This window comes from Pseudomonas sp., from assembly GCF_051660785.1.
Lineage (GTDB): Bacteria > Pseudomonadota > Gammaproteobacteria > Pseudomonadales > Pseudomonadaceae > Aquipseudomonas.
This window is the reverse complement of the sequence record NZ_JBOFQE010000020.1, coordinates 16171-38509: the sequence shown is the minus strand read 5'-3', so window position 1 is coordinate 38509 and position 22339 is coordinate 16171. Positions and strand designations below refer to the sequence as shown.

At 58.4% G+C, this 22339-nt stretch carries 20 protein-coding genes and 1 pseudogene; 14 read left to right on the top strand and 7 right to left on the bottom strand.

The genetic code is table 11. The features are described from left to right. The first annotated feature begins 170 nt into the window (after positions 1 to 170). From ACRC4F_RS05015 to ACRC4F_RS05005, 3 genes are all read left to right on the top strand, one after another. The gene (locus ACRC4F_RS05015; protein WP_438658351.1) at positions 171 to 1568 is read left to right on the top strand and encodes a purine-cytosine permease family protein; all 1398 of its coding nucleotides are present in this window, start codon (positions 171 to 173) and stop codon (positions 1566 to 1568) included. Positions 1569 to 1728: 160 nt separating this feature from the next. Beyond that, a complete protein-coding gene (locus ACRC4F_RS05010) occupies positions 1729 to 2382 on the top strand; it encodes a peroxiredoxin (protein WP_438658350.1) in 654 nt (217 codons plus the stop codon). 19 nt (positions 2383 to 2401) lie between these two features. Next, positions 2402 to 2860, top strand: coding sequence for a GNAT family N-acetyltransferase (locus ACRC4F_RS05005; protein ID WP_438658349.1), 459 nt, complete (start codon positions 2402 to 2404; stop codon positions 2858 to 2860). 224 nt (positions 2861 to 3084) lie between these two features. Here ACRC4F_RS05005 and ACRC4F_RS05000 read toward each other — a convergent pair. Next, positions 3085 to 3434 (bottom strand): annotated as a pseudogene (locus ACRC4F_RS05000) (DUF6124 family protein); the annotation flags it as partial. Between the two features lie 560 nt (positions 3435 to 3994). Between ACRC4F_RS05000 and ACRC4F_RS04995 the strand changes: the two are divergent. Together ACRC4F_RS04995 and ACRC4F_RS04990 are read left to right on the top strand one after the other, a co-directional pair. Next, a complete protein-coding gene (locus ACRC4F_RS04995; RefSeq protein WP_438658463.1) occupies positions 3995 to 4501 on the top strand; it encodes an antitoxin Xre/MbcA/ParS toxin-binding domain-containing protein in 507 nt (168 codons plus the stop codon). Continuing rightward, positions 4498 to 4995 (top strand): RES family NAD+ phosphorylase, encoded by a 498-nt coding sequence (locus ACRC4F_RS04990; protein ID WP_438658348.1) that lies wholly within the window; start codon positions 4498 to 4500, stop codon positions 4993 to 4995. Before ACRC4F_RS04995 ends, ACRC4F_RS04990 begins: the two co-directional genes overlap by 4 nt. 17 nt (positions 4996 to 5012) lie before the next feature. Here ACRC4F_RS04990 and ACRC4F_RS04985 read toward each other — a convergent pair whose 3' ends face one another. Further along, on the bottom strand, positions 5013 to 6437 hold the full coding sequence (locus ACRC4F_RS04985; protein WP_438658347.1) for a M15 family metallopeptidase: 1425 nt from the start codon (positions 6435 to 6437) through the stop codon (positions 5013 to 5015). A gap of 446 nt (positions 6438 to 6883) precedes the next feature. Here ACRC4F_RS04985 and ACRC4F_RS04980 point away from each other — a divergent pair, with 446 nt between their 5' ends. Both ACRC4F_RS04980 and ACRC4F_RS04975 read left to right on the top strand, forming a co-directional pair. Then, complete coding sequence (locus ACRC4F_RS04980; RefSeq protein ID WP_438658346.1) at positions 6884 to 7240, top strand: hypothetical protein; 357 nt, start codon at positions 6884 to 6886, stop codon at positions 7238 to 7240. Next, on the top strand, positions 7240 to 7755 hold the full coding sequence (locus ACRC4F_RS04975; protein WP_438658345.1) for a hypothetical protein: 516 nt from the start codon (positions 7240 to 7242) through the stop codon (positions 7753 to 7755). Before ACRC4F_RS04980 ends, ACRC4F_RS04975 begins: the two co-directional genes overlap by 1 nt. Before the next feature lie 102 nt (positions 7756 to 7857). Here ACRC4F_RS04975 and ACRC4F_RS04970 read toward each other — a convergent pair whose 3' ends face one another. Further along, positions 7858 to 9063 (bottom strand): NAD(P)/FAD-dependent oxidoreductase, encoded by a 1206-nt coding sequence (locus ACRC4F_RS04970; RefSeq protein ID WP_438658344.1) that lies wholly within the window; start codon positions 9061 to 9063, stop codon positions 7858 to 7860. A 202-nt stretch (positions 9064 to 9265) separates the two neighbouring features. Further along, positions 9266 to 9658 (bottom strand): response regulator transcription factor, encoded by a 393-nt coding sequence (locus tag ACRC4F_RS04965; protein ID WP_438658343.1) that lies wholly within the window; start codon positions 9656 to 9658, stop codon positions 9266 to 9268. Between the two features lie 302 nt (positions 9659 to 9960). Between ACRC4F_RS04965 and ACRC4F_RS04960 the strand changes: the two genes are divergently transcribed. The 4 genes from ACRC4F_RS04960 (at position 9961) to ACRC4F_RS04945 (ending at position 17977) form a co-directional block, all read left to right on the top strand. Then, positions 9961 to 10896: a LysR family transcriptional regulator gene (locus tag ACRC4F_RS04960; protein WP_438658462.1), complete on the top strand. Its 936-nt coding sequence runs from the start codon at positions 9961 to 9963 to the stop codon at positions 10894 to 10896. A 155-nt stretch (positions 10897 to 11051) separates the two neighbouring features. Then, a complete protein-coding gene (locus ACRC4F_RS04955; RefSeq protein ID WP_438658342.1) occupies positions 11052 to 16520 on the top strand; it encodes a trifunctional serine/threonine-protein kinase/ATP-binding protein/sensor histidine kinase in 5469 nt (1822 codons plus the stop codon). A 113-nt stretch (positions 16521 to 16633) separates the two neighbouring features. After that, positions 16634 to 17227 (top strand): lecithin retinol acyltransferase family protein, encoded by a 594-nt coding sequence (locus tag ACRC4F_RS04950; RefSeq protein ID WP_438658341.1) that lies wholly within the window; start codon positions 16634 to 16636, stop codon positions 17225 to 17227. Between the two features lie 99 nt (positions 17228 to 17326). Then, positions 17327 to 17977: a response regulator transcription factor gene (locus ACRC4F_RS04945; RefSeq protein WP_438658340.1), complete on the top strand. Its 651-nt coding sequence runs from the start codon at positions 17327 to 17329 to the stop codon at positions 17975 to 17977. Here ACRC4F_RS04945 and ACRC4F_RS04940 read toward each other — a convergent pair. The 3 genes from ACRC4F_RS04940 to ACRC4F_RS04930 all read right to left on the bottom strand — a co-directional run bounded on the left by ACRC4F_RS04940 (position 17951) and on the right by ACRC4F_RS04930 (position 20756). Then, positions 17951 to 18577: a TIGR00730 family Rossman fold protein gene (locus ACRC4F_RS04940; RefSeq protein ID WP_438658339.1), complete on the bottom strand. Its 627-nt coding sequence runs from the start codon at positions 18575 to 18577 to the stop codon at positions 17951 to 17953. The genes ACRC4F_RS04945 and ACRC4F_RS04940 overlap by 27 nt on opposite strands. A 102-nt stretch (positions 18578 to 18679) precedes the next feature. Further along, positions 18680 to 20092, bottom strand: coding sequence for a PLP-dependent aminotransferase family protein (locus ACRC4F_RS04935; RefSeq protein WP_438658338.1), 1413 nt, complete (start codon positions 20090 to 20092; stop codon positions 18680 to 18682). A gap of 58 nt (positions 20093 to 20150) precedes the next feature. Continuing rightward, positions 20151 to 20756, bottom strand: a complete 606-nt coding sequence (locus ACRC4F_RS04930) for an FMN-dependent NADH-azoreductase (protein ID WP_438658337.1) — start codon at positions 20754 to 20756, stop codon at positions 20151 to 20153. A gap of 215 nt (positions 20757 to 20971) precedes the next feature. Here ACRC4F_RS04930 and ACRC4F_RS04925 point away from each other — a divergent pair, with 215 nt between their 5' ends. The 3 genes from ACRC4F_RS04925 to ACRC4F_RS04915 all read left to right on the top strand — a co-directional run bounded on the left by ACRC4F_RS04925 (position 20972) and on the right by ACRC4F_RS04915 (position 22264). Next, entirely contained in the window at positions 20972 to 21427 is a 456-nt protein-coding gene (locus ACRC4F_RS04925) for a carboxymuconolactone decarboxylase family protein (RefSeq protein ID WP_438658336.1), read from the top strand. Positions 21428 to 21493: 66 nt separating this feature from the next. Then, on the top strand, positions 21494 to 21814 hold the full coding sequence (locus tag ACRC4F_RS04920; protein WP_438658335.1) for a DMT family transporter: 321 nt from the start codon (positions 21494 to 21496) through the stop codon (positions 21812 to 21814). Between the two features lie 141 nt (positions 21815 to 21955). Then, a complete protein-coding gene (locus tag ACRC4F_RS04915; RefSeq protein WP_438658461.1) occupies positions 21956 to 22264 on the top strand; it encodes a hypothetical protein in 309 nt (102 codons plus the stop codon). Positions 22265 to 22339 lie beyond the last annotated feature (75 nt).

The window sequence follows — 22339 nt, the reverse complement described above, 5'->3', positions numbered from 1 at the left end:
GCCCGAGAGTCCAACACATCCCCTGTGGGAGCGAGCCTGCTCGCGATGGCGGTATGTCAGACAACGTTAATGTCGACTGACACTCCCTGATCGCGAGCAGGCTCGCTCCCACAGGTTCTGCGCCCCAGATAATCGTCAGTAGCGTCCACTAATAACAAGAGAACACCGCAATGACCCAACACCGAAGTCCCCTGATCGAGACCCGTTCGATCGATTACATCCCCGAGGCCGAGCGCCATGGCAGCCTCTACAGCCAGTTCACCCTGTGGCTCGGCGCCAACCTGCAAATCACCGCCATCGTCACCGGCGCACTGGCCGTGGTGCTGGGCGGGGACGTGTTCTGGTCGCTCATCGGCTTGCTGATCGGCCAGGTGCTCGGCGGCGCGGTCGTGGCTTTGCACGCCGCCCAGGGGCCGAAGCTCGGGCTGCCGCAGATGATCTCCAGTCGTGTGCAATTCGGCGTCTATGGGGCGGCGATCCCGATTGTGCTGGTGTGCCTGATGTACCTCGGTTTCAGCGCCACCGGCGCGGTACTGTCGGGGCAGGCCATTGCCCAGTTGATCCACGTCAGCGACAGCGCCGGCATCCTGATTTTCGCCGCATGCATCGCGTTCCTGACGATCTTCGGCTATCGGGTTATCCACTTGGTCGGACGGGTGGCCAGCGTGCTGGGCATCATTGCCTTTGCCTATCTGTTTGCCCGGCTGATGACGCTCAACGATATCGGCCTGTTGCTGGAAAATCGCCACTTCGGCTGGAGCACATTCCTGCTGGCGGTGTCGCTGTCCGCGTCCTGGCAAATCGCCTTCGGGCCTTACGTGGCCGACTACTCCCGTTATTTGCCGAGCAAAACTTCGTCCTGGAAGACCTTTGCTGCTGTCGGCCTGGGCACCGTGCTCGGCGCCCAGGCGTCCATGGTGCTGGGCGTGTTTGCCGCAGCATTGGCCGGTGTGAATTTTCGCGGTCATGAAGTGGCGACCATCGTCGGCCTGGGCAGTACCGGGGTGATGGCCTCGCTGCTGTATTTGAGCGTGGTGTTCGGCAAGGTCACGGTGTCGACACTCAACGCCTATGGCAGCTTCATGTGCGTGGCCACGATCATCAGTGGTTTTCGCAGCCGTCTCGAAATCACCGCCCGTCAGCGCATGGTGTTTGTGCTGTTGATTGTCGCGGCGTCCACCACGCTGGCGTTGCTGGGGCAGTACTCGTTCCTCAACTCGTTCAAGTACTTCATCCTGTTTCTGCTGACGTTTTTCACGCCGTGGAGCGCGATCAACCTGGTGGATTACTACTTCATCAACAAAGAGCGCTATGACATTGCGGCGTTGTCCGATCCGGCAGGCCGTTACGGTCGCTGGAACGTGCGCGGGATCAGCGTCTATGTCATCGGTGTATTGATCCAGTTGCCTTTCGTCGACACGCATTTCTACTCCGGACCGATGGTCGCGCAGCTCGACGGTGTTGATGTTTCCTGGATCGTGGGGCTGGTGGTGCCGGGCATTCTCTACTACCTGCTGGCGAGGACAACGGCACCGGCGGTGTTACCCGAGCAGCCTTCAAAGGCCTGAATCAAGGACTTACAAAGTGAATGCGCCGGTCACCGGCATGTCTTGAAGCGTCTCCTATACTGATCCGCGTTGACAGGTTCAACACAGATCCCGAACGCCGTTGGAACAGCGACTCGCGTTCCGACGGCTTCCCTAAGAACTCACAGTCAGGAGAACGATCATGACCATCCGCATTGGCGACGAAGCACCGGACTTTACCGTCGAAAGCACCGAAGGCACGCTGCATTTCCATGAGTGGATCGGCGACAAGTGGGCGATTCTGTTCTCGCATCCCAAGGACTTCACTCCGGTGTGCACCACTGAACTCGGTTACATGGCCGGGCTCAAGCCGGAGTTCGACAAACGCAACACCAAGGTTGTCGGGCTCAGCGTCGACCCCGTCAGCAACCATGCGAGCTGGGCCAAGGACATCGAGGAAACCCAGGGGCATGCGGTCAACTACCCCATGATCGGCGACGAAAACCTCGTTGTGGCCAAGCTCTACGACATGATCCACCCGAATGCCAGCGGCGGCGCCCGCACGGCCGTGGACAACGCCACGGTGCGTTCCGTGTTCATCATCGGGCCAGACAAAAAGGTCAAGGCAATGCTCATTTACCCAATGAGTGCCGGGCGTAACTTCGATGAAGTGCTGCGCCTGCTCGATGCGCTGCAATTGAACGCCAAGCACACCGTTGCCACCCCGGTTAACTGGCGTCCGGGTGAAGACGTGATCATCCCGACTTCGGTGTCCGACGAAGACGCGAAGAAGAAATACCCGGATGGTTTCAAAGCGGTGAAACCTTATTTGCGCACGGTGGCGCAACCGAAGTAACCCACACGGAGACCCTGGCATGGCCGTCCAAGTCTTGCGCGTCGACGCAACGCACATCGCCAAAATCGCTTACCTCTTCGACGCTTATCGAGGCTTCTACGGCCAGCCTTCTAATTTTCAGCAGTCCCGGGATTTCATCGCCGAACGCATTGCGCGGGATGAATCCGTGATCTTCTTCGCCTCAGATCTGTCCGGTATTGCACTGGGATTCGTCCAGCTGTACCCGACGTTTTCCTCCATCGACGCCCACCGCACCTGGCTGCTCAGCGATCTGTTTACCACCCCCGAGGCCCGGGGGCAGGGCGTGGGGAGGCTACTGATGAACGCTGCCCGAGACTTTGCACTGTCGACCGGCGCCAAAGGCATGGTGCTAGAAACCGCCACGGATAATTTCACGGCGCAGCGGTTGTATGAGTCATTGGGTTACGTGCGCGACCCGGGTTACTACACCTACTGCCTCGACTTAAAGCCGGGCTGACCAAAGCCCGCCGACCCCCATTCCCATCAACACCAACGTTCACGTAGGAGCTGCTTTGTGGCGAGGGGATTTATCCCCGTTCGGCTGCGGAGCAGTCGTGAATTCAGACAACGCGGTGCATCGGATAGACCGTGCGTTCAGGTTTTACGACTGCTTCGCAGCCGAACGGGGATAAATCCCCTCGCCACAGGGCAGCTGCTACAGGGGCTTCGTGCTAATCCAGCTGGAACGTGGTTATCCAACACTCGATTCACCGCCAACTCACCCAACATGATGACCTGCTGAAGCGCCAGCAACGTATTGCGGTGGCTGCCCTCCATCAACGCCGCAATGTCGCTGGCCATCACACTGGCCGACGCCATCGACTCACACGCTTACACCAGCAAGGTTTCGTCATCGACATCCGGGGCAATCATGAAAAGGGTGCTGGGTTTGCGTGGAGTGTTCATGAGCGCCGCCGGAGTGAGGTGGAAATTAAGCGCGCGCTTGGCGGCTCCATGCAGTTTTTTGAATCGAGGTTTTCGTAGGGGGAGGCCGGATCGGTGTCCGGTGGATTGGGTGTGGGCTTGAACATGGTGAATCTCCTAACGGCGCCTTCAGGAAGTAACACTGAGTATCTTTAAACAAGCGCTTTTAAACACGTGCAAGCTTTCAAAAAATCGGGGAAATGTCTTACGTTTTTTTAGGGTTGGCTGTCGGAAGCGAGACGTTTAGGGTAGGTGGCTTCTACAAGGCAACGAGGGTGATATACCTGGGCCCTGATAGAGGCTGCACCTCAACTTGATAGCGCCGCTACGAACCACCTATTGACTCAGTTGCCAGATATCGATCACGGAAGTCACATGAGCACCGAGCTTTTCCCCATCATTTCAGGGTTCGAAACCAAAGCGCAGCCAGCCAGCCAGCTACGACTTTTGGTTCTGTGCCAAAGTGCAGGTATCGCTCGATGACGCACACCCGAATATTCCGCACGAGCAAGTGATGACTGATCTGCAATCACTCTTCGAATCCAAACACATAACTGCGATGCGGGTTAGGTGGGATCAGACCATTCCCAAGCCGACAAACTCAACTTGCTCAAGTTACGACATTTGGCGCTATTATTACGTCAAATGTCGTACGGAGGTATTCGGTATGTCCGCATCGAATCAAGCAGGCAAGCCACCCGAAAAATTAAGGAAAAAAAACGCTTTGGAAGCGAGCGTAAACAAGGCCAGAAAGCCCACCGAGGTGCTGCTACATGGCCGCAATGGCGACACACGTATGTTGATCATTCGGTACACACAGGAAGGATTTGATCTGAGCGACGTCAGAGACATGCTTTCAACGTCAACGCTGTACATGGAACGGGGACTAGTCCAGCGCATCACAGGAAAGTCCGTCAGGACCGTCCAGCGCTTGGTGAAAGAGACCAAGCCAGTGCGGCTGAACCAGCAACAAAGCACGGTTGCCTTCCAATATGCGCAGACGCTGGAGCTCGCTACCAGCGTGTTCGGCAGTCAACAGTTAGCTGAGGACTGGCTGAAGAAACCCTGCAGATACCTGGACGGTAACGTCCCGCTGGAGCTGATCGACAACTCGCTTGGCTTCCAGGTGGTGGAGGACTACCTGACCCGGATAGCACACGGGGTCTATCAATGAATCCTTTGCCCTGGGATGGAAAGTGGCACGCTTGGCGCCTTGACCGCGAGGTCTACAAAGACACTTGGGACAGTGGCATTGGTGCGCAACGATCCGGTGGTCGATGGAACCCGCCCGGCCGTCGAGTGATTTACGCGTCGGCCGACCCATCCACTGCGATCCTGGAAGTCGCGGCTCATGTAGGTTTCGATACCCTGGATCTGGTGCCCCACGTATTGACGTGTTTCGAAGTGCTGGCCCCCGAGATCATCAATGTTGTCCAGCCGGAAGATGTGCCGAACCCGAACTGGCTAGTCCCGTCACTGCCTTCGCCCAATCAGCAGCAGTTTGCTGATGAGTTGTTGGCCGAGCATCCGTTCGTGTTGATCCCTTCGGCGGTTACCCGTCATTCGTGGAATTTGCTGGTGAGCTGCGACTTGGCCGCGGACAAGTTCAAGCTTGTGTCACAGGAACGCTTTGGCCTTGATACCCGGTTGATCGAGACAACCAAATGATTTAACTCCACATCCCATCAACGCTGCGGCAACTTCCAGCGCTCACGCAATTGCTCATATTGCGCCTCAGGCATCTGCACCAACACCGGCGACTCACGCGGATCCAGCCACTCAAAAAGCCGCGAAATATCCCCCTGATCCATCGCCGTGCACCCCAACGTAGGCGCGGCAGGCCCCCGCCAGATATGGAAAAAAATGCACGAACCTGAACCCGGCGACGCCGGCGTGTTGTGCTCGATAAAGATGCCTTTGCGATAAAGGTCCTCTTTGCGCATAAGCTCGGAGCTGTTCCAGTCCTTGGCCATGGCCGCGCCGTCGACCAACTCGTTGTACCGTTCGGATTTGCTGTCATCCACGCACTCAGTAGTCGATGTCAGCGCGAGATAAGGCAGTTTTGTATCGCCCGTCGTGTCGTAACCAAACGCAGTCCCAAGTTTGAAGATACCGGCGGGCGCTTTGCCGTCTCCTTCGCGTTTGACCGGTCCTTCACCGGGTTCGACGTTGCCCAAACCCTTGCCCCACGCCATCCCGTTCTTGCCGACCACCACGGCAAACCTGTCCCCGACTTTTCGGAAGCTTCCCTCAACCCGTCCATAGCGCTGCGCCGTACCCTGAATGTCATTCCAGTTTTTTGTAGTGACCACAATCAGCTGGTGACTGGTGTCCAGCACTTCACCGGCACTCAGCGGTGTAATGGGAAAATCCATCACGTTCTTCGGCGCTCCCTCGCCACCGAAAGTGAAGTGCCACCACTCTTTCGAGTACCCGGCAAATCCCTCTTTTTCCATGGCGCTGCTGAGTCGCTGACGGTTTTCCCTTGCGGTCGCATTGATCGTCGGGTTGGCGGTATGCGCGCGTTCATCGAAGCAATCGAACCCGGTGCCCATGTCGAGTGCGCCGTCGTGCCAGCGCTGGGCATAAGGCGCGGTGCAATCGGCTTGAGCGGCCGAGGGTGTCCAGGTGTCGGCGGGCAGAGCATTGGGACCGATCAGTGTCAGGTCCACGGTTGAACCTCTGGAGTGATTCGACACCCGCGCCACATACCCCAGCCGCCAGAAGTCCTGTTTGTCCACGCGTGGATAGAACTCGTCCTTGCGCGGGTCGCCCGGCTCAGTCGCGAAGCGACCCATGTCGGCCACGGCACGGCTGGGCCGATAGCAGTCGAACACCTTCAAGCCGTAACCTTGCTTTTGAAGTGCCGTTTGCACCCGGGCGAGGGCCTTGGCGGTGTCCAGCGACAGCATGCACTCGGCAGCGGCGTAACCGTCGAGTGGGTGTCCGGTGAAGTTGTGGGCGCTGGCGTAGCGAATGTCTTGCTCGATGGTCGGGTCAATCGTTCGCAGATAGACCATGTTTTCGGGTCTTGGCTCGGCACTGGCCGTAGCGGGTATGACGATGTTCAGGAGGAGTATCGAGCAGAAAATCGCGGCGAAAGAGCGCATGCCATACCTCTAGGATACCGGTGCTCTAACCGGATTTGGCGATGGGTCGGGTCGCTGACAGTATCAACCCACCTGGACAATTTCAATTCGGAGAATGTTTAACTTAGTCAATTTTCATGAAGTCCGTCTTTTGAATAGCTGCGCAAGGTGTATGAAAAGGTTGGCGGTGTTCAATTTATGAGGGTTGTAAAGGCTGCGTGACACTTGCGTCTATTGATGGAGATGCAATATCTAAAAATTCGTTCTAACTATCGGTATAAAAGAATATAACGAAATTTTTTATCTCATCTATGGTGAAAATAGTTGGCATGGCTTTAACTCGGTGCGAAGTTTTCAGGCTTAAGCTGGTTATGCTCCACGGGTCTATTTCATGATCGTATGTTTGTCAGTTGTTCCAGAATAGAACTTGCAATCTACTATTGATGATTACTGGAGGTAGGTGTGTGATGACCTATTTTCGATACAATCTTGCTTTTATTTTTATGGCTGGTTTGTTGGCAGGCCCGGCTTACAGCGATGAATTGCCGGCTTCACCCGCACCAAGTTCGCCTACAGGAGTGCCAGTACCGGCAGCGCCTCCAGGGGCAACATGGATTCCTTCGAATCCTAAAGCTGCAGAAGATTATAGAAAGCAGGCGGAGAAAGACAGGGAATCTCTGGAGGTTGAAAGAGCTGCGCAACCCAGTAAAAACCTTGATGGTTATCTACAGGGCATAGGCAAGTACAAACAAAATATTCAGAACTATCGCGATGCAAACGGTGGTTTTCAAAGGCAGCAAATGAATGTTAGAGGCGCCCAGTAATGAGGCTTTCCGATCTCTGGCATGCGCTTGCTGGATTGTTTGTGCCTGTGGTTCTTGTCACCACAGCACTGGGTCTCGGTGCATTGCTTACGGTTCGATTGACCAAACATACGTTTATTCCTGGTCAAAGGGCATTTATCGTTGCTTTTGGTTTTTTGGGAAGTATCACAGGCATCATTGCAGGCGTGAGCCAGCAGTCTATCGTGAGCGCGCTGCTGACTGGTTTGCTTGGCGTTATTTCTTCGTTGCTCGCTTATTTGCTAGGTAAAGAGTCGCTGGTTGAGTGGCGTCCAGTTATTCCTGTTGCGCTGATTCTATTGCTTCTGTCGACGTTGGCAGGACTCACCATGGGTTCTATTTATAAAAAAGACCGTACCGAGTATGAGCGGGCATATGCCCGGCGCATAATGCTTTATGAAAAAGTTGACTTGGAGATCTGCAAGGAGGAGTTATTACGAAAGCTCAGGGGGGAAACGTTTCCGCCAGGCTATGTAATGGCATCTTGTGCGTTATGAGTGGGGAAGAATATATTCATGGCGCTCTGAGCGACAGGTTCCTGAAGACGACAAACAAAAACGCCCGCGATGCTGCCGCGGGCGCCACATTCAGGCCAGGACTCAGGCCACCGGAATCATCGGGTCAGCTGCTGCCAGGGCGGTGGCACGATCAGCTGCCGGCGGGTAGATCCACACGGTGTTGATCTGCGTCTTGAGCTCCTTGGCTTCGTCCTTGACCAGTTTGAGCTGGCGATCCCAGCCTTCGGTGAACACCGCGCCCCAGCCACCCAGGTCGAGGCAGGTCACGTACTTCGGCTGACGGTAAGGGGTTGGCTCGACACCCAGCAGATCCGCGGCAACATTATTCCCGGCGTGGCGGCCTAGGGAGATCGCGTGCTGGCAGGACATCGCGGCGAAGTTGCCGAGGTCGTCGGTGGCGGCATAGGCGACGTCGCCGGCGGCATAGACATGCTTCTGGCCCAACACTTTCAGGTTTTCATCGACGTGCAGGCGCCCTTGTGGATCGCGATCGCTGGTCAGGTGTTCGGTCAGCGGGCTGGCGCGGAAACCGACGGTCCAGATCACCGTTTTGGCTTCGATGTGGCGGCCATCGGCGAGGGTCACGCCGTTGGCGTCCACCGCGGCAACACTGGCGTTGACGATCCATTCGACACCCAGGTGTTCGGAGGCCTCGATGAGCGACGGACGAATTCCGTCACCCAACGTCGCGCCGATCTGCGGCGCACGGTCGACAATGATCACGCGCACGTCCTGATCGTCGCCAAGCACCGCTCGCAGGCGTGCCGGCATCTCGGTGCCGGTCTCGATCCCGGTAAAACCGCCACCGGCGACCACCACCGTGTTGCGAGCAACGCTGTATGGCTGGTCCTTGAGAGATTTGATGTGGTTTTCCAAACGTACGGCGGCTTCGATCTGGTCCACGTCGAAAGCGTGCTCGACCAGACCTGGCACTGCTTTCGGGCGAGCCAACTGGCTTCCGGCCGCCAGCACCAGACGGTCGTAACTCAACGCCCCCTCGCGACCCGCTTCATCGCGGTAGCCGACAGTCCGTGTCTGCTCGTCGATGCGCTCGGCCATGCCTTTGACAAAATGTACACCCACCGAATCAAACAGCGCATCCAGCGGTGCGAACATCTTGTGCACGTCGGTTTCGTAGAAACGGGGACGTATGCGCAGTTCCGCCTGAGGCGCCAGCAGGGTGATCTCCACGTCGTTACGGTCATGCATGTCCAGCAGACGGGCGGCACTCAATGCACTCCATACACCACCGAACCCCGCACCGATAACCAGAATTTGCTGTTTCATGATTTGTTCCTGAAAAGAAGTGGTCAATAGACTTGAAGGTGTTCTTCAAGTTGGCGGGACGGTAGTCGTCCGCTGTGAGTGCATGGTATTGACGGATTCTTTTGGGCGCACTTCTACATCGGTTCAGCAAAGTCATACTTCAGTGGGAAAAAGATATACCAAGGTATTAGCGGGAGGCGGCGAGCCACGTTTCAACGGGCTCTCAGTGCCGCGGGAGGAGGGCGGTCTTGATGCAGTCCAGCAGTTTGTCGGCGTCAAAGGGTTTAGGCAGCCAGGCCACCAGGTTCGGAGTGTCGGCGCCAAGGCGTTGCGCAGCTTCGGGATGGCCGGTGATGAAGATGGTGGGGATGTCGAAGCCCGTGGCAAGCAGTTGCTCGTGCATCTGCACACCGCTCATTCCCGGCATCTGGATATCGGAAATCAGGCAATGTGTTTCAGCGGGGGCATTCGCGCCAAGAAACTCCAATGCGCTGCAATAAGTACGAACTTCATAACCACTGGACCGCAATAAGCTTTTCAGCGCTGTCCGGATGGAGTTGTCGTCATCGACAATTGCGATGATTGTCTTGCGACGCACTTGAACGTCTTGATTCATGCGGAATGCTCCGTGACAGAGCCTGTTGTTATTACAAGATACGCGGACTTGAAAGGGGGAATAGTTATACCAACGTATAGCCCGCTAAGACCTAAGTGTTGAAGTCGAAGGGCAACGGCACGTTCTTTCAGGGCATACCCACGTACAAGGTGATGCAACCAAGGGATGTGTCGGCTGTACCCACGTACAAGTGACGTCTGGAGAGTGGCCCGCCTAAGCTGGAGCGGCATCGTTGGCCTCCGGCGACAGGGGAAGCGCAGCGAGCTGAAGTTCGATATCCACTTACCCGGGCCACGAACATGATGAACAGAAATGACCTGCGACATGCCGACATCAATCTGCTGGTTGTCTTCGAAACCATGATGCGTGAACGCAACGTGACCCGGGCCGGAGAGCGGTTGTTCCTGGGCCAGACCACCATCAGCTGCGCCCTGGGGCGATTGCGTTCGATGTTCAATGATCCGCTGTTCATCCGCACGGGCCGGACGATGGAGCCGACTGCGCGGGCAGAGGAGATTCACACGCGGCTGGCGCCGGCCCTGGATGGCATTGCCGTTGCGTTGAGCTGTACCCAGGGGTTCGATCCGCAGACCAGCGAAGGCACCTTCCATGTCGGACTTTCTGACGATGTCGAGTACGCGCTGCTGCCACGCATGATGAAGCACCTGCGTGATGAGGCGCCGAACATCACCTTGGTGGTGCGTCGGGTGGACCAGCGGCAATTGCCGCAACTGCTGGCGTCCGGTGAGATTTCCGTCGGCATCAGCCTGGCGCAGGAGTTGCCCGCCAGTGCCCATCGCAAGTGCCTGCGCCCGATGCAACCGGTGCTGCTTCGCGCCGATTCAACCCCCGGTCCCCTGACGCTGGATGACTTTTGCAAACGCCCGCATGTGGTGGTGTCTTCGATGGGCAATGTCATCGACGATGCCGACCATGCCCTGTGTCTGATCGGGCGGCAGCGCAAAGTGGTGCTGGCGGTGCCGCAGTTCAGTGCCTTGCCTGCCTTGCTCGCCGGCAGCGACATGGTGGCGATCGTGCCCGACTACGTCGCACAGGCCATGATGCGGCTGGAAGGCATGCGCGCCGAGAGGGTGCCGTTGCGGTTGCCGACGCCGGACCTGTCCATGGCCTGGCGCGGTGCGATTCACAACGACCCGCGTGAAAGCTGGTTGCGTGCCTGCCTTTGTCGTCATCTGGGCCAGCAACAGGAGCAACTCATGGCCATGGCCGTGGCCTGACGCGGTTTGACCTCTGAGCCGAAACCTTGATGAGGTGACTGGGAAGGGCTCGCATGTGGAGCTAGTCTGTAGAGTGGTTACGCTGGACGACAGCCTGACGGCAAAGTGCGGCCTATAAAAAAACCAATAGTGTTGCCACTCAGATGAACAAAACCATGCAGTTATCCTGGGACGACGGTGAGCGTATCTTCTGTCGGGAGATCCGTGCGAATGGCGGTAGCGACAACCCTGTCCTGGTTGCGCGGCCTGCTGCGGAACAACCTCTCCCGGCTTGCCTTGGCCGTCTCGCTCACGAGTTCGGCCTCAAGGACGAACTTGAGGGCACGTGGGCGGTGCAACCGCTTGAGATGGTGCGCGAAGGCGGGCAGATGCAACTGGTGCTCGAAGATCCCGGCGGAGCGCCGCTGGTGCATCTGCTGGTGGCGCCCATGGAAACCGCCGTATTTTTGCGTCTGGCGATCAGCATTGCAGTGGTACTGGGCAAGCTCCATCAGCGCGGGCTCGTCCATAAAGACATCAAGCCCAGCCATATTCTGGTGGACTGCGCCGACGGCCAGGCCCGGCTTACGGGATTCGGCCTGGCCTCACGCCTGCCACGCGAACGACAGGCGCCCGAGACCATTGCCGGCACGCTCGCCTACATGGCACCTGAGCAGACCGGCCGGATGAATCGCTCGATCGATTCCCGTAGCGACCTCTATTCCTTCGGCGTCACGCTGTACGAGATGTTGACCGGCTCGCTGCCGTTCAAGGCCTCGGACCCGATCGAATGGGTGCATTGTCATATCGCCAAAAAACCGCAGTCACCCAGCGAACGGATCGAAACCATTCCCGAAGCGCTCTCCGATATCGTCATGAAATTGCTCGCCAAGACTGCGGAGGATCGCTACCAGACGGCCGCAGCGGTCGAGCATGATCTGCGGCGCTGCCTGGCAGACTGGCAGCAGTTGCGCCAGATCAATACCTTCGCGCTCGGCGAGCACGGCACCTCCGATCGCCTGCTGATTCCCGAGAAACTCTACGGGCGCGAGCGTGAGGTCGGCACCCTGGTTTCCGCGTTCGACCGCATCATTCGCAGCAGCGCACCGGAATTGGTGCTGGTCACCGGCTATTCCGGGATTGGCAAGTCTTCGGTGGTCAATGAACTGCACAAAGTACTGGTGCCACCGCGAGGCCTCTTCGCGTCCGGCAAGTTCGATCAATACCGGCGCGACATCCCCTATTCGACACTGGTGCAGGCTTTTCAAAGCCTGGTGCACACCTTGCTGGGCAAGTCCGACACGGAACTGGCGCACTGGCGGGACGCGTTGCAGGAAGCGCTGGACGCCAATGCCCGGCTCATGACCGACCTCATTCCAGAACTGAAGCTGATCATTGGCGAGCCGCCACCGGTGCCGCCCCTCGATCCGCAACAGGCGCAACACCGTTTCCTTCTGGTGTTCCGGCGTTTTATCGGCGTGTTTGCTCGTGAAGACCATCCGCTCGCATTGTTTCTCGACGATCTGCAATGGCTCGATGCGGCAACCCTTGATCTGCTTGAAGACCTGCTCACCAGCTCGGATGTGCGCCACTTGATGCTGGTAGGCGCCTACCGCAGCAACGAGGTGGATGACTCGCACCCGCTGACGGGAAAACTCCACGCCATTCGCAACGCCGGGGGCCGTGTCGACGAGATCACCCTGGCGCCGCTCGCCAAGGCGCACATTGAGCAGTTGATCACCGATGCGCTGCATGACGAACAGGCGCGCATCGAGCCCTTGGCGCAGTTGGTGCTGGACAAAACCGCAGGCAATCCGTTCTTCGTGATCCAGTTCCTGCAAGCCCTCGCCGACGAGCAGTTGCTGAGCTTCGATCATGATGCACGGCAGTGGTCCTGGGACCCGGATCGCATCCATGCCAAGGGTTATACCGACAACATCGTTGACCTGATGGTCGGCAAACTGGCGCGCTTGCCGATTGAAACGCAACACGCGTTGCAGCAGCTGGCCTGCCTGGGAAACGTCGCCGCCATCACCTCGCTGTCGACCGTTCTGGACCTGCCAAAGGCGCAGATCCGCGCGGTGTTGTGGGAGGCGATTCGCCTGGAATTGGTCGAGCGCCTGGAGGGCGCCTATCGATTTGTTCATGACCGCATTCATGAAGCCGCCTATTCACTGATTCCCAAGGATTCACGCGCCCAGGCGCACCTGCGAATCGGCCGGCTGCTCGCCGCACAGACGCCTCCACAAAAGCTGGAAGAAGCGATTTTTGACATTGTCGGCCAACTCAATCGCGGCGCCGCGCTGCTGACCGGGCAGGGCGAGCGGGAACAGTTGGCAGCGTACAACCTGATGGCCGGCCAGCGCGCCAAGGCGTCGACGGCCTACGCCTCGGCGCTCAACTACCTCGCCACCGGGGCGCAGTTGTTGGACGACGAGTGTTGGGTGCGTCGGCATGGGCTGATCTTCGCGCTGGAGTTGAATCGGGCCGAATGCGAGTTACTGAACGGACAGCTCAGCGTTGCGGATGAGCGTCTGACGGCGTTGTCGAATCGCGCTACGACCGTGATTGAGCGGGCCAGCGTTGCGTGTCTGCAAATGGATGTGTACCTGCTCCTGGATCGCAGCGACGGCGCGGTCGCCGTCTGTCTCGCCTACCTGCGGCATGTGGGAATCGAATGGTCGGCCCATCCGAGCGATGATGACGTACGCCAGGAGTACGACCGTATCGGGGTGTTACTGGGGGATCGGGCGATCGAGGCGCTCATCGATTTGCCGTTGATGGAGGACGCGACGTCCCTCGTGACGGTCAATGCACTGAGCAAGCTGTTCGCCCCGGCCCTGCAAAGCGAAGCGAACCTGGCGGACCTGTTGATCTGCAAAGCGGTCAATCTGAGCCTTGAGCAGGGCAACTGTGATGCCTCCTGTGTGCTCTACGCCAATTTATTCAGGGTCGCCGGTCGTCGGTTTGGAGACTACCAGGTGGGGTTCCGATTCGGTCAGCTCGGCTGCGACCTCGTTGAGCGACGTGGCCTGAAACGATTCGAGGCCAGTACTTACCTTTGCTTTTCGTGTTTTGCCGTGCGCTGGATGAAACCCGTGGGGCAATGCCGTGATCTGCTGCGCCGTTCGTTTGTTGCGGCGAACCGGATCGGCGACCTGCCGTATGGCGCCTATGCGGGCAACAACCTCACCGCCGATCTGCTCTTCGCTGGCGAGCCGTTGCCCGAGGTACTGGGCGAGTCCGAACGAGGCCTGGCTTACGCCAGGAAAGTACGCTTCGGGCTGGTGATTGATTTTATCGTCACGCAACGGGTGCTGATCCGGATGCTGCAAGGTTCGACGCCCACCTTCGGTCATCTGGACGACGGCGAGTTGAACGAGCCTGGCATGGAAGCCCACTTGTCCAGCAGCCCGGATCTGGTATTGGCCGAGTGTTTGTACTGGGTCCGCAAATTACAGGCCCGCTACATGGCCGACGATCCTGACGCGGCTCTGGAAGCCGGCGCAAAGGCGCAGCAATTACTCTGGGTTTGCCAAGCGTTCTTCGAGGAAGCGGAATATCACTTCTATAGCGCACTGGCCCGAGCCGCCTGCTGCACCAATGTCCCGCTGCACGAGCATGGGCAACACTTGATCGCGATGGTGGCCGATCACCGGTGGCTACAGAACTGGGCACTACAGTGTCCGGAGAATTTCGCCAGTCGGGCCGCGCTGGTCGGCGCCGAAATCGCCCGCGTCGAAGGGCGCGTAGTGGACGCCGAATTGCTTTACGAACAGGCTATTCACACGGCGCAGGAAAGCGGTTTTGTTCATGTCGAGGCGCTGGCCAATGAACTCGCGTCGCGTTTCTACGCGGCGCGCGGTCTTGGGAAAATCGCCCGCGTCTATTTGCAGGACGCCCGTTACGGCTACCAGCGTTGGGGCGCCGATGGCAAGGTGCGCCAGCTTGAGCTGAAGTATCCGTCGTTGAGGACCGAAGAGCACTCGCTCGGGCCGACGACGATGGCCACCTCGGTCGAACACCTCGATCTGGCCACCGTACTCAAGGTGTCCCAGGCGGTGTCGGGTGAAATCGTCCTGGAAAAGCTGATCGACACGGTCATGCTCACGGCCATCGAACAGGCCGGTGCCGAACGCGGCCTGTTGATTCTGTCGGACGGCGGTGAGCAGCGGATAGCGGCCCAAGTGACCACCGGCCGCCCCTCGACGCAGTTGCGCGATATACCGGTGAGCGCGGCGCTGCTGCCGGAGTCGATTCTCAACCAGGTCCTGCGCACCCGGGAGAGCGTCTTTCTGGATGATGCCGTGACCGAGGGTTTGTTTGCCGCCGACCCTTACATTCGCCAGCATCGCGCCCGCTCGATTCTTTGCCTGCCGTTGATGAACCAGGCCAAGCTCGTCGGCGCGCTCTACCTGGAAAACAATCTGGCGGCCCGGGTGTTCAGCCCGGCGCGGATTGCTGTGTTGAAACTGGTGGCCTCACGGGCAGCCATCTCCCTGGAAAATGCCCGTTTGTACCGCGAGGTCGCGGAGCGCGAATCGAAGATCCGGCGCCTGGTGGATGCCAATATCATCGGGATCCTCTTCTGGAACGCCGACGGTGACATTCTCGAGGCCAACGATGCCTTTCTGCGCATGGTCGGATACGAGCGGGCAGACCTTGCCACGCGCCGCCTGCGCTGGAGGGATTTGACGCCGCCGGAGTTTCTTGCGCTCAGCGAGCGCTCTTTGCAGCAGGCAGTGCAGACCGGGTACGCGCGACCCTACGAGAAGGAATATTTCAAGAAGGATGGCAGCCGCCTGCCGATCATCGTCGGGCTGGCCATGTTCGAAGCCAGCAGCCGGGAAGGGGTGGCTTTCGTGGTGGACCTGACCGAACGCAAGCAGGCCGAAGAAAAAATCCGCGAAAGCGAACGACGCTATCGCGAAGTGCAGACGGAGCTGGCCCATGTGAACCGCGTCGCGACCATGGGCCAGCTGGTGGCCTCGATCGCTCACGAGGTCAACCAGCCGATTGCCGCAGCCATCCTCAACGCCAATGCCGCGCTGCGCTGGCTGAACGCCCAGCCGCCCGAGATCGATGAAGTCCGCCAGGTACTTGGCTGTCTCATTACGGACGCCAATCGAGCGGCGGACGTGCTGGGCCGGATCCGTCAGCATATCCGCAAGTCACCGCCACAAAAGGGGCCGGTGGACATCAACGCGGCGATCCGCGAGATGATCGGGTTCAGCCGTGGCCAGATCACCAAGAGTGGTGCCTCGATAGAGACGCAACTCACAGACGGATTGCCGTTGATCGAAGGCGACCGTGTCGAACTGCAACAGGTGCTGCTCAACCTGATCATGAATGCGCTGGAGGCGATGAGCGCGGTGAGCGAAGGCGAGCGGCAGTTGCAGATCAGCACGGGGCTGGACGATGCGGATTGTGTGCTTGTGCAAGTCAGCGATTCTGGGCCGGGGTTCGCCTCGGACAGCACCGACATGGTGTTCGCCTCTTTCTACACCACCAAGCCCAGCGGCCTGGGGATGGGGTTGTCGATCTGTCGTTCGATCATCCAGTCCCATGGCGGCCGATTGTGGGCGGGCGCCAACCAGCCTCGCGGTGCCACCGTGCAATTTACGCTGCCTCGGCACCTGGATTAATACTTAGGTGTAGGGGGGGTATATTTATGGATCGCTCAAACTAATCATAGGTACAAATGAAACTCCGTAACCCTGGCGATAGAGTAAATGCAAGGGTTACGGAGGAAGTTGTCATGAAGGGTCTTTCAGCAAAGGTAGTCGATAGCGTTTCATCGCTTCGCTCAACCGTACTGGTTTGCTTGACGCTCATGGCAGCGAGCGTCTTCAGTCAACTCAATACCCATCCATTCGCAGAAAGCCGCAAAGGCACTGCAAAGCCAACTCGTCACTGCGACTGTCCCTTGCAATGGGTCAATCTCGAACAGGCAGCCGACACCTTGCCTGTCGGCGCGCACTTGATGAGCCCACGCCGGTTTTACATGCACCACGGCATCTACCTCGGTGGCGGGAACGTCGCTCATTATTCCGGGTTCAGCAGTTCATTCAGGCCCGGCCCCATTGAAGTGATTGACCTTGAGCGTTTCGCCAACGGCAAGACGGTCTGGATGTATCCGCAACAGTGCGAATATGCCAGCCATGAAATCGCCAACCGTGCGCGCTCCAGAGTCGGTGAAAATCAATACAGAATTCTCTCCAACAACTGCGAGCACTTCTGCAGTTGGTGCATCAGTGGCAAAAGTTACAGCGCCCAGGTCGATGCGTACTTGCGTTGCCCACGTTCCTTGTTCTCTTTTATATCGGCGCTGGAACAACACTTTATTGCCTAATGCCCAACGCGACCTGCTACAAAAACGTCGGCGCATCGCAGAAATCGGCGTGTGCTGCTGCTACACTTTTTGCCTGACAATTCCCGTTGAGGACGACGCATGAGCGGCAATCCTTCATCCAGTGAACCTCGCAGCAAAGGCTCCATGGTGTACGTGGTGGATGACGATGCTTCCATTCGCGACGCCTTGGGCAATCTTTTGCGTTCTGCCGGAATCCAGGTCGAGACATTCGCCTCCACGGCGGACTATCTTCGGCAACCGAAGACAGAGGCTGCCAGCTGTCTGGTCCTTGATGTACGACTTCAAGGCAGTTGCGGCCTGGACTTTCAACGCCAGTTGGTTGAATCGAACGCCCATATTCCAATCATTTTCATCACCGGCCATGGCGACATCGAGATGTCGGTCAAGGCGATGAAAGCCGGTGCCGTAGACTTTCTGGCAAAGCCGTTCCGCGAACAGGATCTGTTGGATGCGGTGTCCAGCGCCCTTCAAGCCGATGTCCGGCGCCGGGAAATCGAACAACAGCGCTCGGACCTGCACAGCAACTACCAATCGCTGACGGCGCGGGAAAAAGAGGTGATGGCCCTTGCCGCCAAAGGCCTGATGAACAAGCAGATCGCCGGGCAAATGAACCTCAGCGAGATCACCGTGAAAATCCACCGCGCCCATGCCATGAAAAAAATGCATGCCAAGTCGTTTGCTGACCTGGTGCGCATGGCCGAGTCACTGGGGATTGGACACGACCGTTGATTCAAGCCCCGTCGGCCCGATCCATTTCGTCACCGTCGGCGCTTGCCACTGCTCAAGTGCATCGATCAGCGCCGACGGGTCGGTGTTGAAAATCAGCATCTCGCTGTGTTCGCTTTTCATGAAACCTTCGCTCACCGCGTGATTGAGCAGGCTGCGCATCGGGTTGAAAAAATCGCCGATGTTCAGGCAGGCGACGCCTTTGTGATGTTCACCCAACTGGGTCAGCGTCGCGACTTCAAACAGTTCTTCAAAAGTCCCCAGGCCGCCGGGCAGGGCAATGAACGCATCCGCCGAGTCGCTCATGCGCGCTTTGCGGCTGCGCATGTCCGGGGTTATTTCATGGCGGGTCAGTCCGGGATGAAGATGGCCGAGGTCGTACAGCAGGCGCGTAATGATGCCGACGACTTCACCGCCCTCGGCGAGCACGGTGTCGGCCATGACCCCCATCAAACCCTTGTCGGTGCCGCCGTAGACCAGTTGCAGCCCGCGTCTGGCGATTTCCCGGCCCAGGGCTTGAGCCGATTGAAGATACTCGGGGTTGAAGCCGTAATTGGAGCCAGAGAACACCGCAACGCTGCGAAGTGGGGAAGGTGTGGGCATTTTTGCTCGTCCCGCAGAGATAAATGTCGCCACATCCTGCGGGCTATCGGACCGGTGCAAAAGAGCCAAGAACGGGCGATTGGAATGGGCCATCCGCCGCGTTTACAGCAGCTCCAGAATGCGTCTGCCCAGGTGTTCGGCGCTGTCCTGCGACTGAATGTTGGCGAACCCGAGCAGCAGCGCTGAGCTTGCAGGATAGCTAATGCTCCAGTCGGACAGGGCTTCTGCATAAATGCCCGCCTGTTGCAGACGCTCGACCAGCAGACGATCGGATTGGTCTTCCGTCAATCGCAGGATCAAGTGCATGCCGCCCGGCTGGGCATCAATGCGAATGCGTTCGCCCAGGGCTTTCTTGAGCCCGCGCACGGTGGCTTCCCGGCGTTCGCCGTAGAGCTTGCGCATGCGCTGGATATGCCGGGCAAAATGGCCCTCGGTGACAAACGTGGCGACGATGGCCTGGGTAAGTTCCGGACAGCCGCCGAGGAACGTTTCGCTGACGTGTTCGAATCGCTCGACCTGAGCTTCTGGAACAACCAGGTAGGACAGGCGGATTCCAGGAAACAATACCTTGCTGAACGTGCCGCAATACAGCACCCGACCCTCGCGATCCAGACTTTTCAGCGCCGGCAGCGGGCGGCTGATGTAGCGGTACTCGCCGTCGTAATCGTCTTCGACAATCCAGGCTTGCTGCTGGCTCGCCCACTCCAGCAGCTCCAAACGTCGCGGCAAAGACAGCGACACGCACAGCGGGCTTTGATGGGCCGGGGTAACGACGGCGGCACGCGCACCTTTGTTCAGACCTTGCGCGACTTGCATGCCGTCCTGGTCGACCGGAACAGGCGTCACCCCGATTTGCAGATGCTGCAGCAACTGCCGGGTAGGCAGGTAGCCCGGGTCTTCAACGAGCACGCGGTCCCCCGGCTTGAGGAGCGCGTGGGTGATCAGCGACAGTGAATTGCGATACCCCGAGGTGATGAACACCTGGGCGGGCGAGCAGGTAATGCCCCTCGCGACTTGCAGATAGGTGGCGATTGCGATGCGCAACGATTCCAGGCCATAGACCGACGGATTGGCCATGTCCTGGATCTGCGTGGCGCGAACGCAGCGGGCGCCGATTTGCGACCAGATTTTCCTGGGGAAAGCGTCCAGCGCGGGCAGGGCCATTTGAAACGGCAATACTGGCGTCTTTTGCCGGATGGAATGGCCGGCGGCTGAATGGGAGGTTGGTTGCGAGCAGGAAGAGGACGCCCTGGCGTTGATGCCCGGCGCCACGACCGTGCCCGCCTGACCGCGCGCCTGGATGTAACCCTCGGCGGTCAGGAGTGAATACGCAGTATCGACGGTGCCCCGCGCCAGTCCAAGTTCCTTGGCCAGTGCCCGGGCCGCGGGAATGCGGTCTCCGGGTGCGAGCAAACCATCAGCAATCGCACCCCGGAACCGCCAGTAGATCTGCCGATAGATCGGCTCGCTGGAGGCGGGGTCGAGCGGTGAAAAGCTGTTGATCTGATTGGCCATGGCCTCGCCGGCATCCTGTTTGTTTTTGATTCCGGAAATTCAGCATGATGACAAGTCATCACAGTAATGAAAAATGCGCGTGCAGTGCTTGATCGGCCTTGCTTCTGGCCTCGGCGACGACGTCCGGACCCAGGGCTGTTCCCTCAACAGAGAAGAACGTTAGTGCATGCAGTCCGATCATGCCCAGAACGGCTTTCAGATACGGCGTCAGGAAGTCCGGCTGGCGCGGGTTGACCCCGGAAAAGCGGCCGCCCGAAGACACCGCGACAAAGACCGGACGATCACGCAGCAGGCTGGTTTTGCCTTGCGCGCCGACATTGAAGGTGCGACGAACGCGGGCGATATGATCGATCCAGACTTTCAGGGCTGCCGGTACGGTGAAGTTGTGCATGGGCGTTGCAATGACCACGACATCGGCACTGTCCAGTTCTTCAATCAGCTCATCCGAGCGGGCGATGGAACCTTCCTGGGTGACATCCGCCAGTGACTGCTGGGACTGCGCATAGAGCGCATCCACCTGCGCAATGGCATCACCCGCCACCACCCGGTTGACGACCGTTGCCGTTGGATCGTTCTTCAACAAAAGACCAATGATATGGCTGGAAAGTCTGGCGCTCTCGGAGTGCTGGCCGCGAGGACTGCAAATGACGTGGAGGATTTTCATGATTCACCCGTTTTGGAAAAAGGCTGGTTGAAGGGAATCATTCTAGGAAGTCCATGACCTATGCCGAAGATCCATGAAACGGCTTTCAGTCTGGGCCATGTCTGTTTTTGAATGCTGAGAGCATGGCCCAGAACACAACACCATTCATGGACCTTATCAAATAGACCAAGCGGCAGCACGATGGCGTCCTCATCCAGCCAACACAAGGACTCATCATGACTAATCGCATCGACTACGCCAAAGCGTCTCCTGAAGGTTACAAGGCATTCGGCGGCGTGTACGTCTGCCTGCAAAACAGCGGTCTTTCTCACGAACTGATTGATCTGGTTTACCTGCGGGTATCGCAAATCAACGGCTGCGCCTTCTGCATCGACATGCATTCCCGTGACCTGCTCAAACTCGGCGTCAGCGTCGACAAACTGGTCCTCGTACCGGTATGGCACGACGCGGGTGATGTGTTCAGTCACCGCGAACGCATTGCATTGAGTTGGGCGGAAACCGTCACTCGCGTCGCTGAAACCGGTGTACCCGATGCCGACTACGAGGCCGCGGCTGCCGAGTTCGGCGACAAGGAGCTGGCGGACCTGACGTATGCCATCGGTTTGATGAACGCCTTCAACCGATTCGGCGTGACGTTCCGTTCGAAACCGGCGGCTGCCAACAAGGCTTGAACCCCATCGTTCAACCGATCTCGCCAGGCCTCGGCGCCTGGCGGGTTCACCCAAGGAGTCAAGATCATGGCATGGGCATTACTGGGTATCGCCGGCATTCTCGAAATCGCATTTGCGTTCTACATGAAAGGGTCTGAAGGTTTTACGCGACTGATCCCCGGACTGATGGCAGCGGGGACCGGTTTGTCGAGTGTCTTTCTGCTTTCGCTTTCACTGAAATCACTGCCTGTGGGCACGGCCTACGCGGTCTGGACCGGCATCGGCGCGGCGGGCACCGCGATTCTGGGCATGGCGGTGCTGGGCGACGCCACGACGGCGCTGCGCATCGCGTGCATCGTGCTGATTCTTGCCGGCGTGATCGGACTCAGGCTGGTCTCGGGTAGCTGAGGCCGATGACGGGTGTGAAGGGATCAATCACTAACGTGCAAAAGAGGCATTTTGCTGGCCCCGAAGCGTCGAAGTTGTCGCCAAAATCACTTCATTTTCAGGTGGTTAGGCGGAATGCAATTGCGCAGTGTATTTGTAACCATGATTTTGTTCGCCCTGGCGAGTCTTGCAGCCGCTGCCCAGGCCAAGGAGCTGGCGTCCAATGACCGGTATATGTGCAGCTGGGGGGCGGGGACAGCGGCGAGGGCCCAGGAACTCAAGCTGGCCGGGGTTTCCCTGTATGCCGCCCGGCAAAAGTTACAGGCTTACAAATTCAGCAAGGCGTGGATGCGCATGCTGGCGATGGGCATCACCGAGCAGACCTACGACAGCAAATCACGGTTCAAGCCGGCGCAAGTCCGACAAAGTTTTTATGAGGAGTGCGTGCGGTACAAGTTGGCGCGCAAGTGAAAACCTGATGTCGGTCATTCAAGAAAAGGCACGGTGAACACAAGACCTGTGGCGAGGGGGGCTTGCCCCCGTTGG

What these genes read in the sequence shown, in the direction of transcription:
- ACRC4F_RS04915 (WP_438658461.1), top strand. Translation starts at nt 21,956, where the DNA reads ATGATTTTGTTCGCCCTGGCGAGTCTTGCAGCCGCTGCCCAGGCCAAG.
- ACRC4F_RS04950 (WP_438658341.1), top strand. Translation starts at nt 16,634, where the DNA reads ATGAAGGGTCTTTCAGCAAAGGTAGTCGATAGCGTTTCATCGCTTCGC.
- ACRC4F_RS04930 (WP_438658337.1), bottom strand. Translation starts at nt 20,756, where the DNA reads ATGAAAATCCTCCACGTCATTTGCAGTCCTCGCGGCCAGCACTCCGAG.
- ACRC4F_RS05015 (WP_438658351.1), top strand. Translation starts at nt 171, where the DNA reads ATGACCCAACACCGAAGTCCCCTGATCGAGACCCGTTCGATCGATTAC.
- ACRC4F_RS04980 (WP_438658346.1), top strand. Translation starts at nt 6,884, where the DNA reads ATGACCTATTTTCGATACAATCTTGCTTTTATTTTTATGGCTGGTTTG.
- ACRC4F_RS04945 (WP_438658340.1), top strand. Translation starts at nt 17,327, where the DNA reads ATGAGCGGCAATCCTTCATCCAGTGAACCTCGCAGCAAAGGCTCCATG.
- ACRC4F_RS05010 (WP_438658350.1), top strand. Translation starts at nt 1,729, where the DNA reads ATGACCATCCGCATTGGCGACGAAGCACCGGACTTTACCGTCGAAAGC.
- ACRC4F_RS04970 (WP_438658344.1), bottom strand. Translation starts at nt 9,063, where the DNA reads ATGAAACAGCAAATTCTGGTTATCGGTGCGGGGTTCGGTGGTGTATGG.
- ACRC4F_RS04940 (WP_438658339.1), bottom strand. Translation starts at nt 18,577, where the DNA reads ATGCCCACACCTTCCCCACTTCGCAGCGTTGCGGTGTTCTCTGGCTCC.
- ACRC4F_RS04960 (WP_438658462.1), top strand. Translation starts at nt 9,961, where the DNA reads ATGAACAGAAATGACCTGCGACATGCCGACATCAATCTGCTGGTTGTC.
- ACRC4F_RS04985 (WP_438658347.1), bottom strand. Translation starts at nt 6,437, where the DNA reads ATGCGCTCTTTCGCCGCGATTTTCTGCTCGATACTCCTCCTGAACATC.
- ACRC4F_RS04995 (WP_438658463.1), top strand. Translation starts at nt 3,995, where the DNA reads ATGTCCGCATCGAATCAAGCAGGCAAGCCACCCGAAAAATTAAGGAAA.
- ACRC4F_RS04990 (WP_438658348.1), top strand. Translation starts at nt 4,498, where the DNA reads ATGAATCCTTTGCCCTGGGATGGAAAGTGGCACGCTTGGCGCCTTGAC.
- ACRC4F_RS04965 (WP_438658343.1), bottom strand. Translation starts at nt 9,658, where the DNA reads ATGAATCAAGACGTTCAAGTGCGTCGCAAGACAATCATCGCAATTGTC.
- ACRC4F_RS04925 (WP_438658336.1), top strand. Translation starts at nt 20,972, where the DNA reads ATGACTAATCGCATCGACTACGCCAAAGCGTCTCCTGAAGGTTACAAG.
- ACRC4F_RS04935 (WP_438658338.1), bottom strand. Translation starts at nt 20,092, where the DNA reads ATGGCCAATCAGATCAACAGCTTTTCACCGCTCGACCCCGCCTCCAGC.
- ACRC4F_RS04955 (WP_438658342.1), top strand. Translation starts at nt 11,052, where the DNA reads ATGCAGTTATCCTGGGACGACGGTGAGCGTATCTTCTGTCGGGAGATC.
- ACRC4F_RS05005 (WP_438658349.1), top strand. Translation starts at nt 2,402, where the DNA reads ATGGCCGTCCAAGTCTTGCGCGTCGACGCAACGCACATCGCCAAAATC.
- ACRC4F_RS04975 (WP_438658345.1), top strand. Translation starts at nt 7,240, where the DNA reads ATGAGGCTTTCCGATCTCTGGCATGCGCTTGCTGGATTGTTTGTGCCT.
- ACRC4F_RS04920 (WP_438658335.1), top strand. Translation starts at nt 21,494, where the DNA reads ATGGCATGGGCATTACTGGGTATCGCCGGCATTCTCGAAATCGCATTT.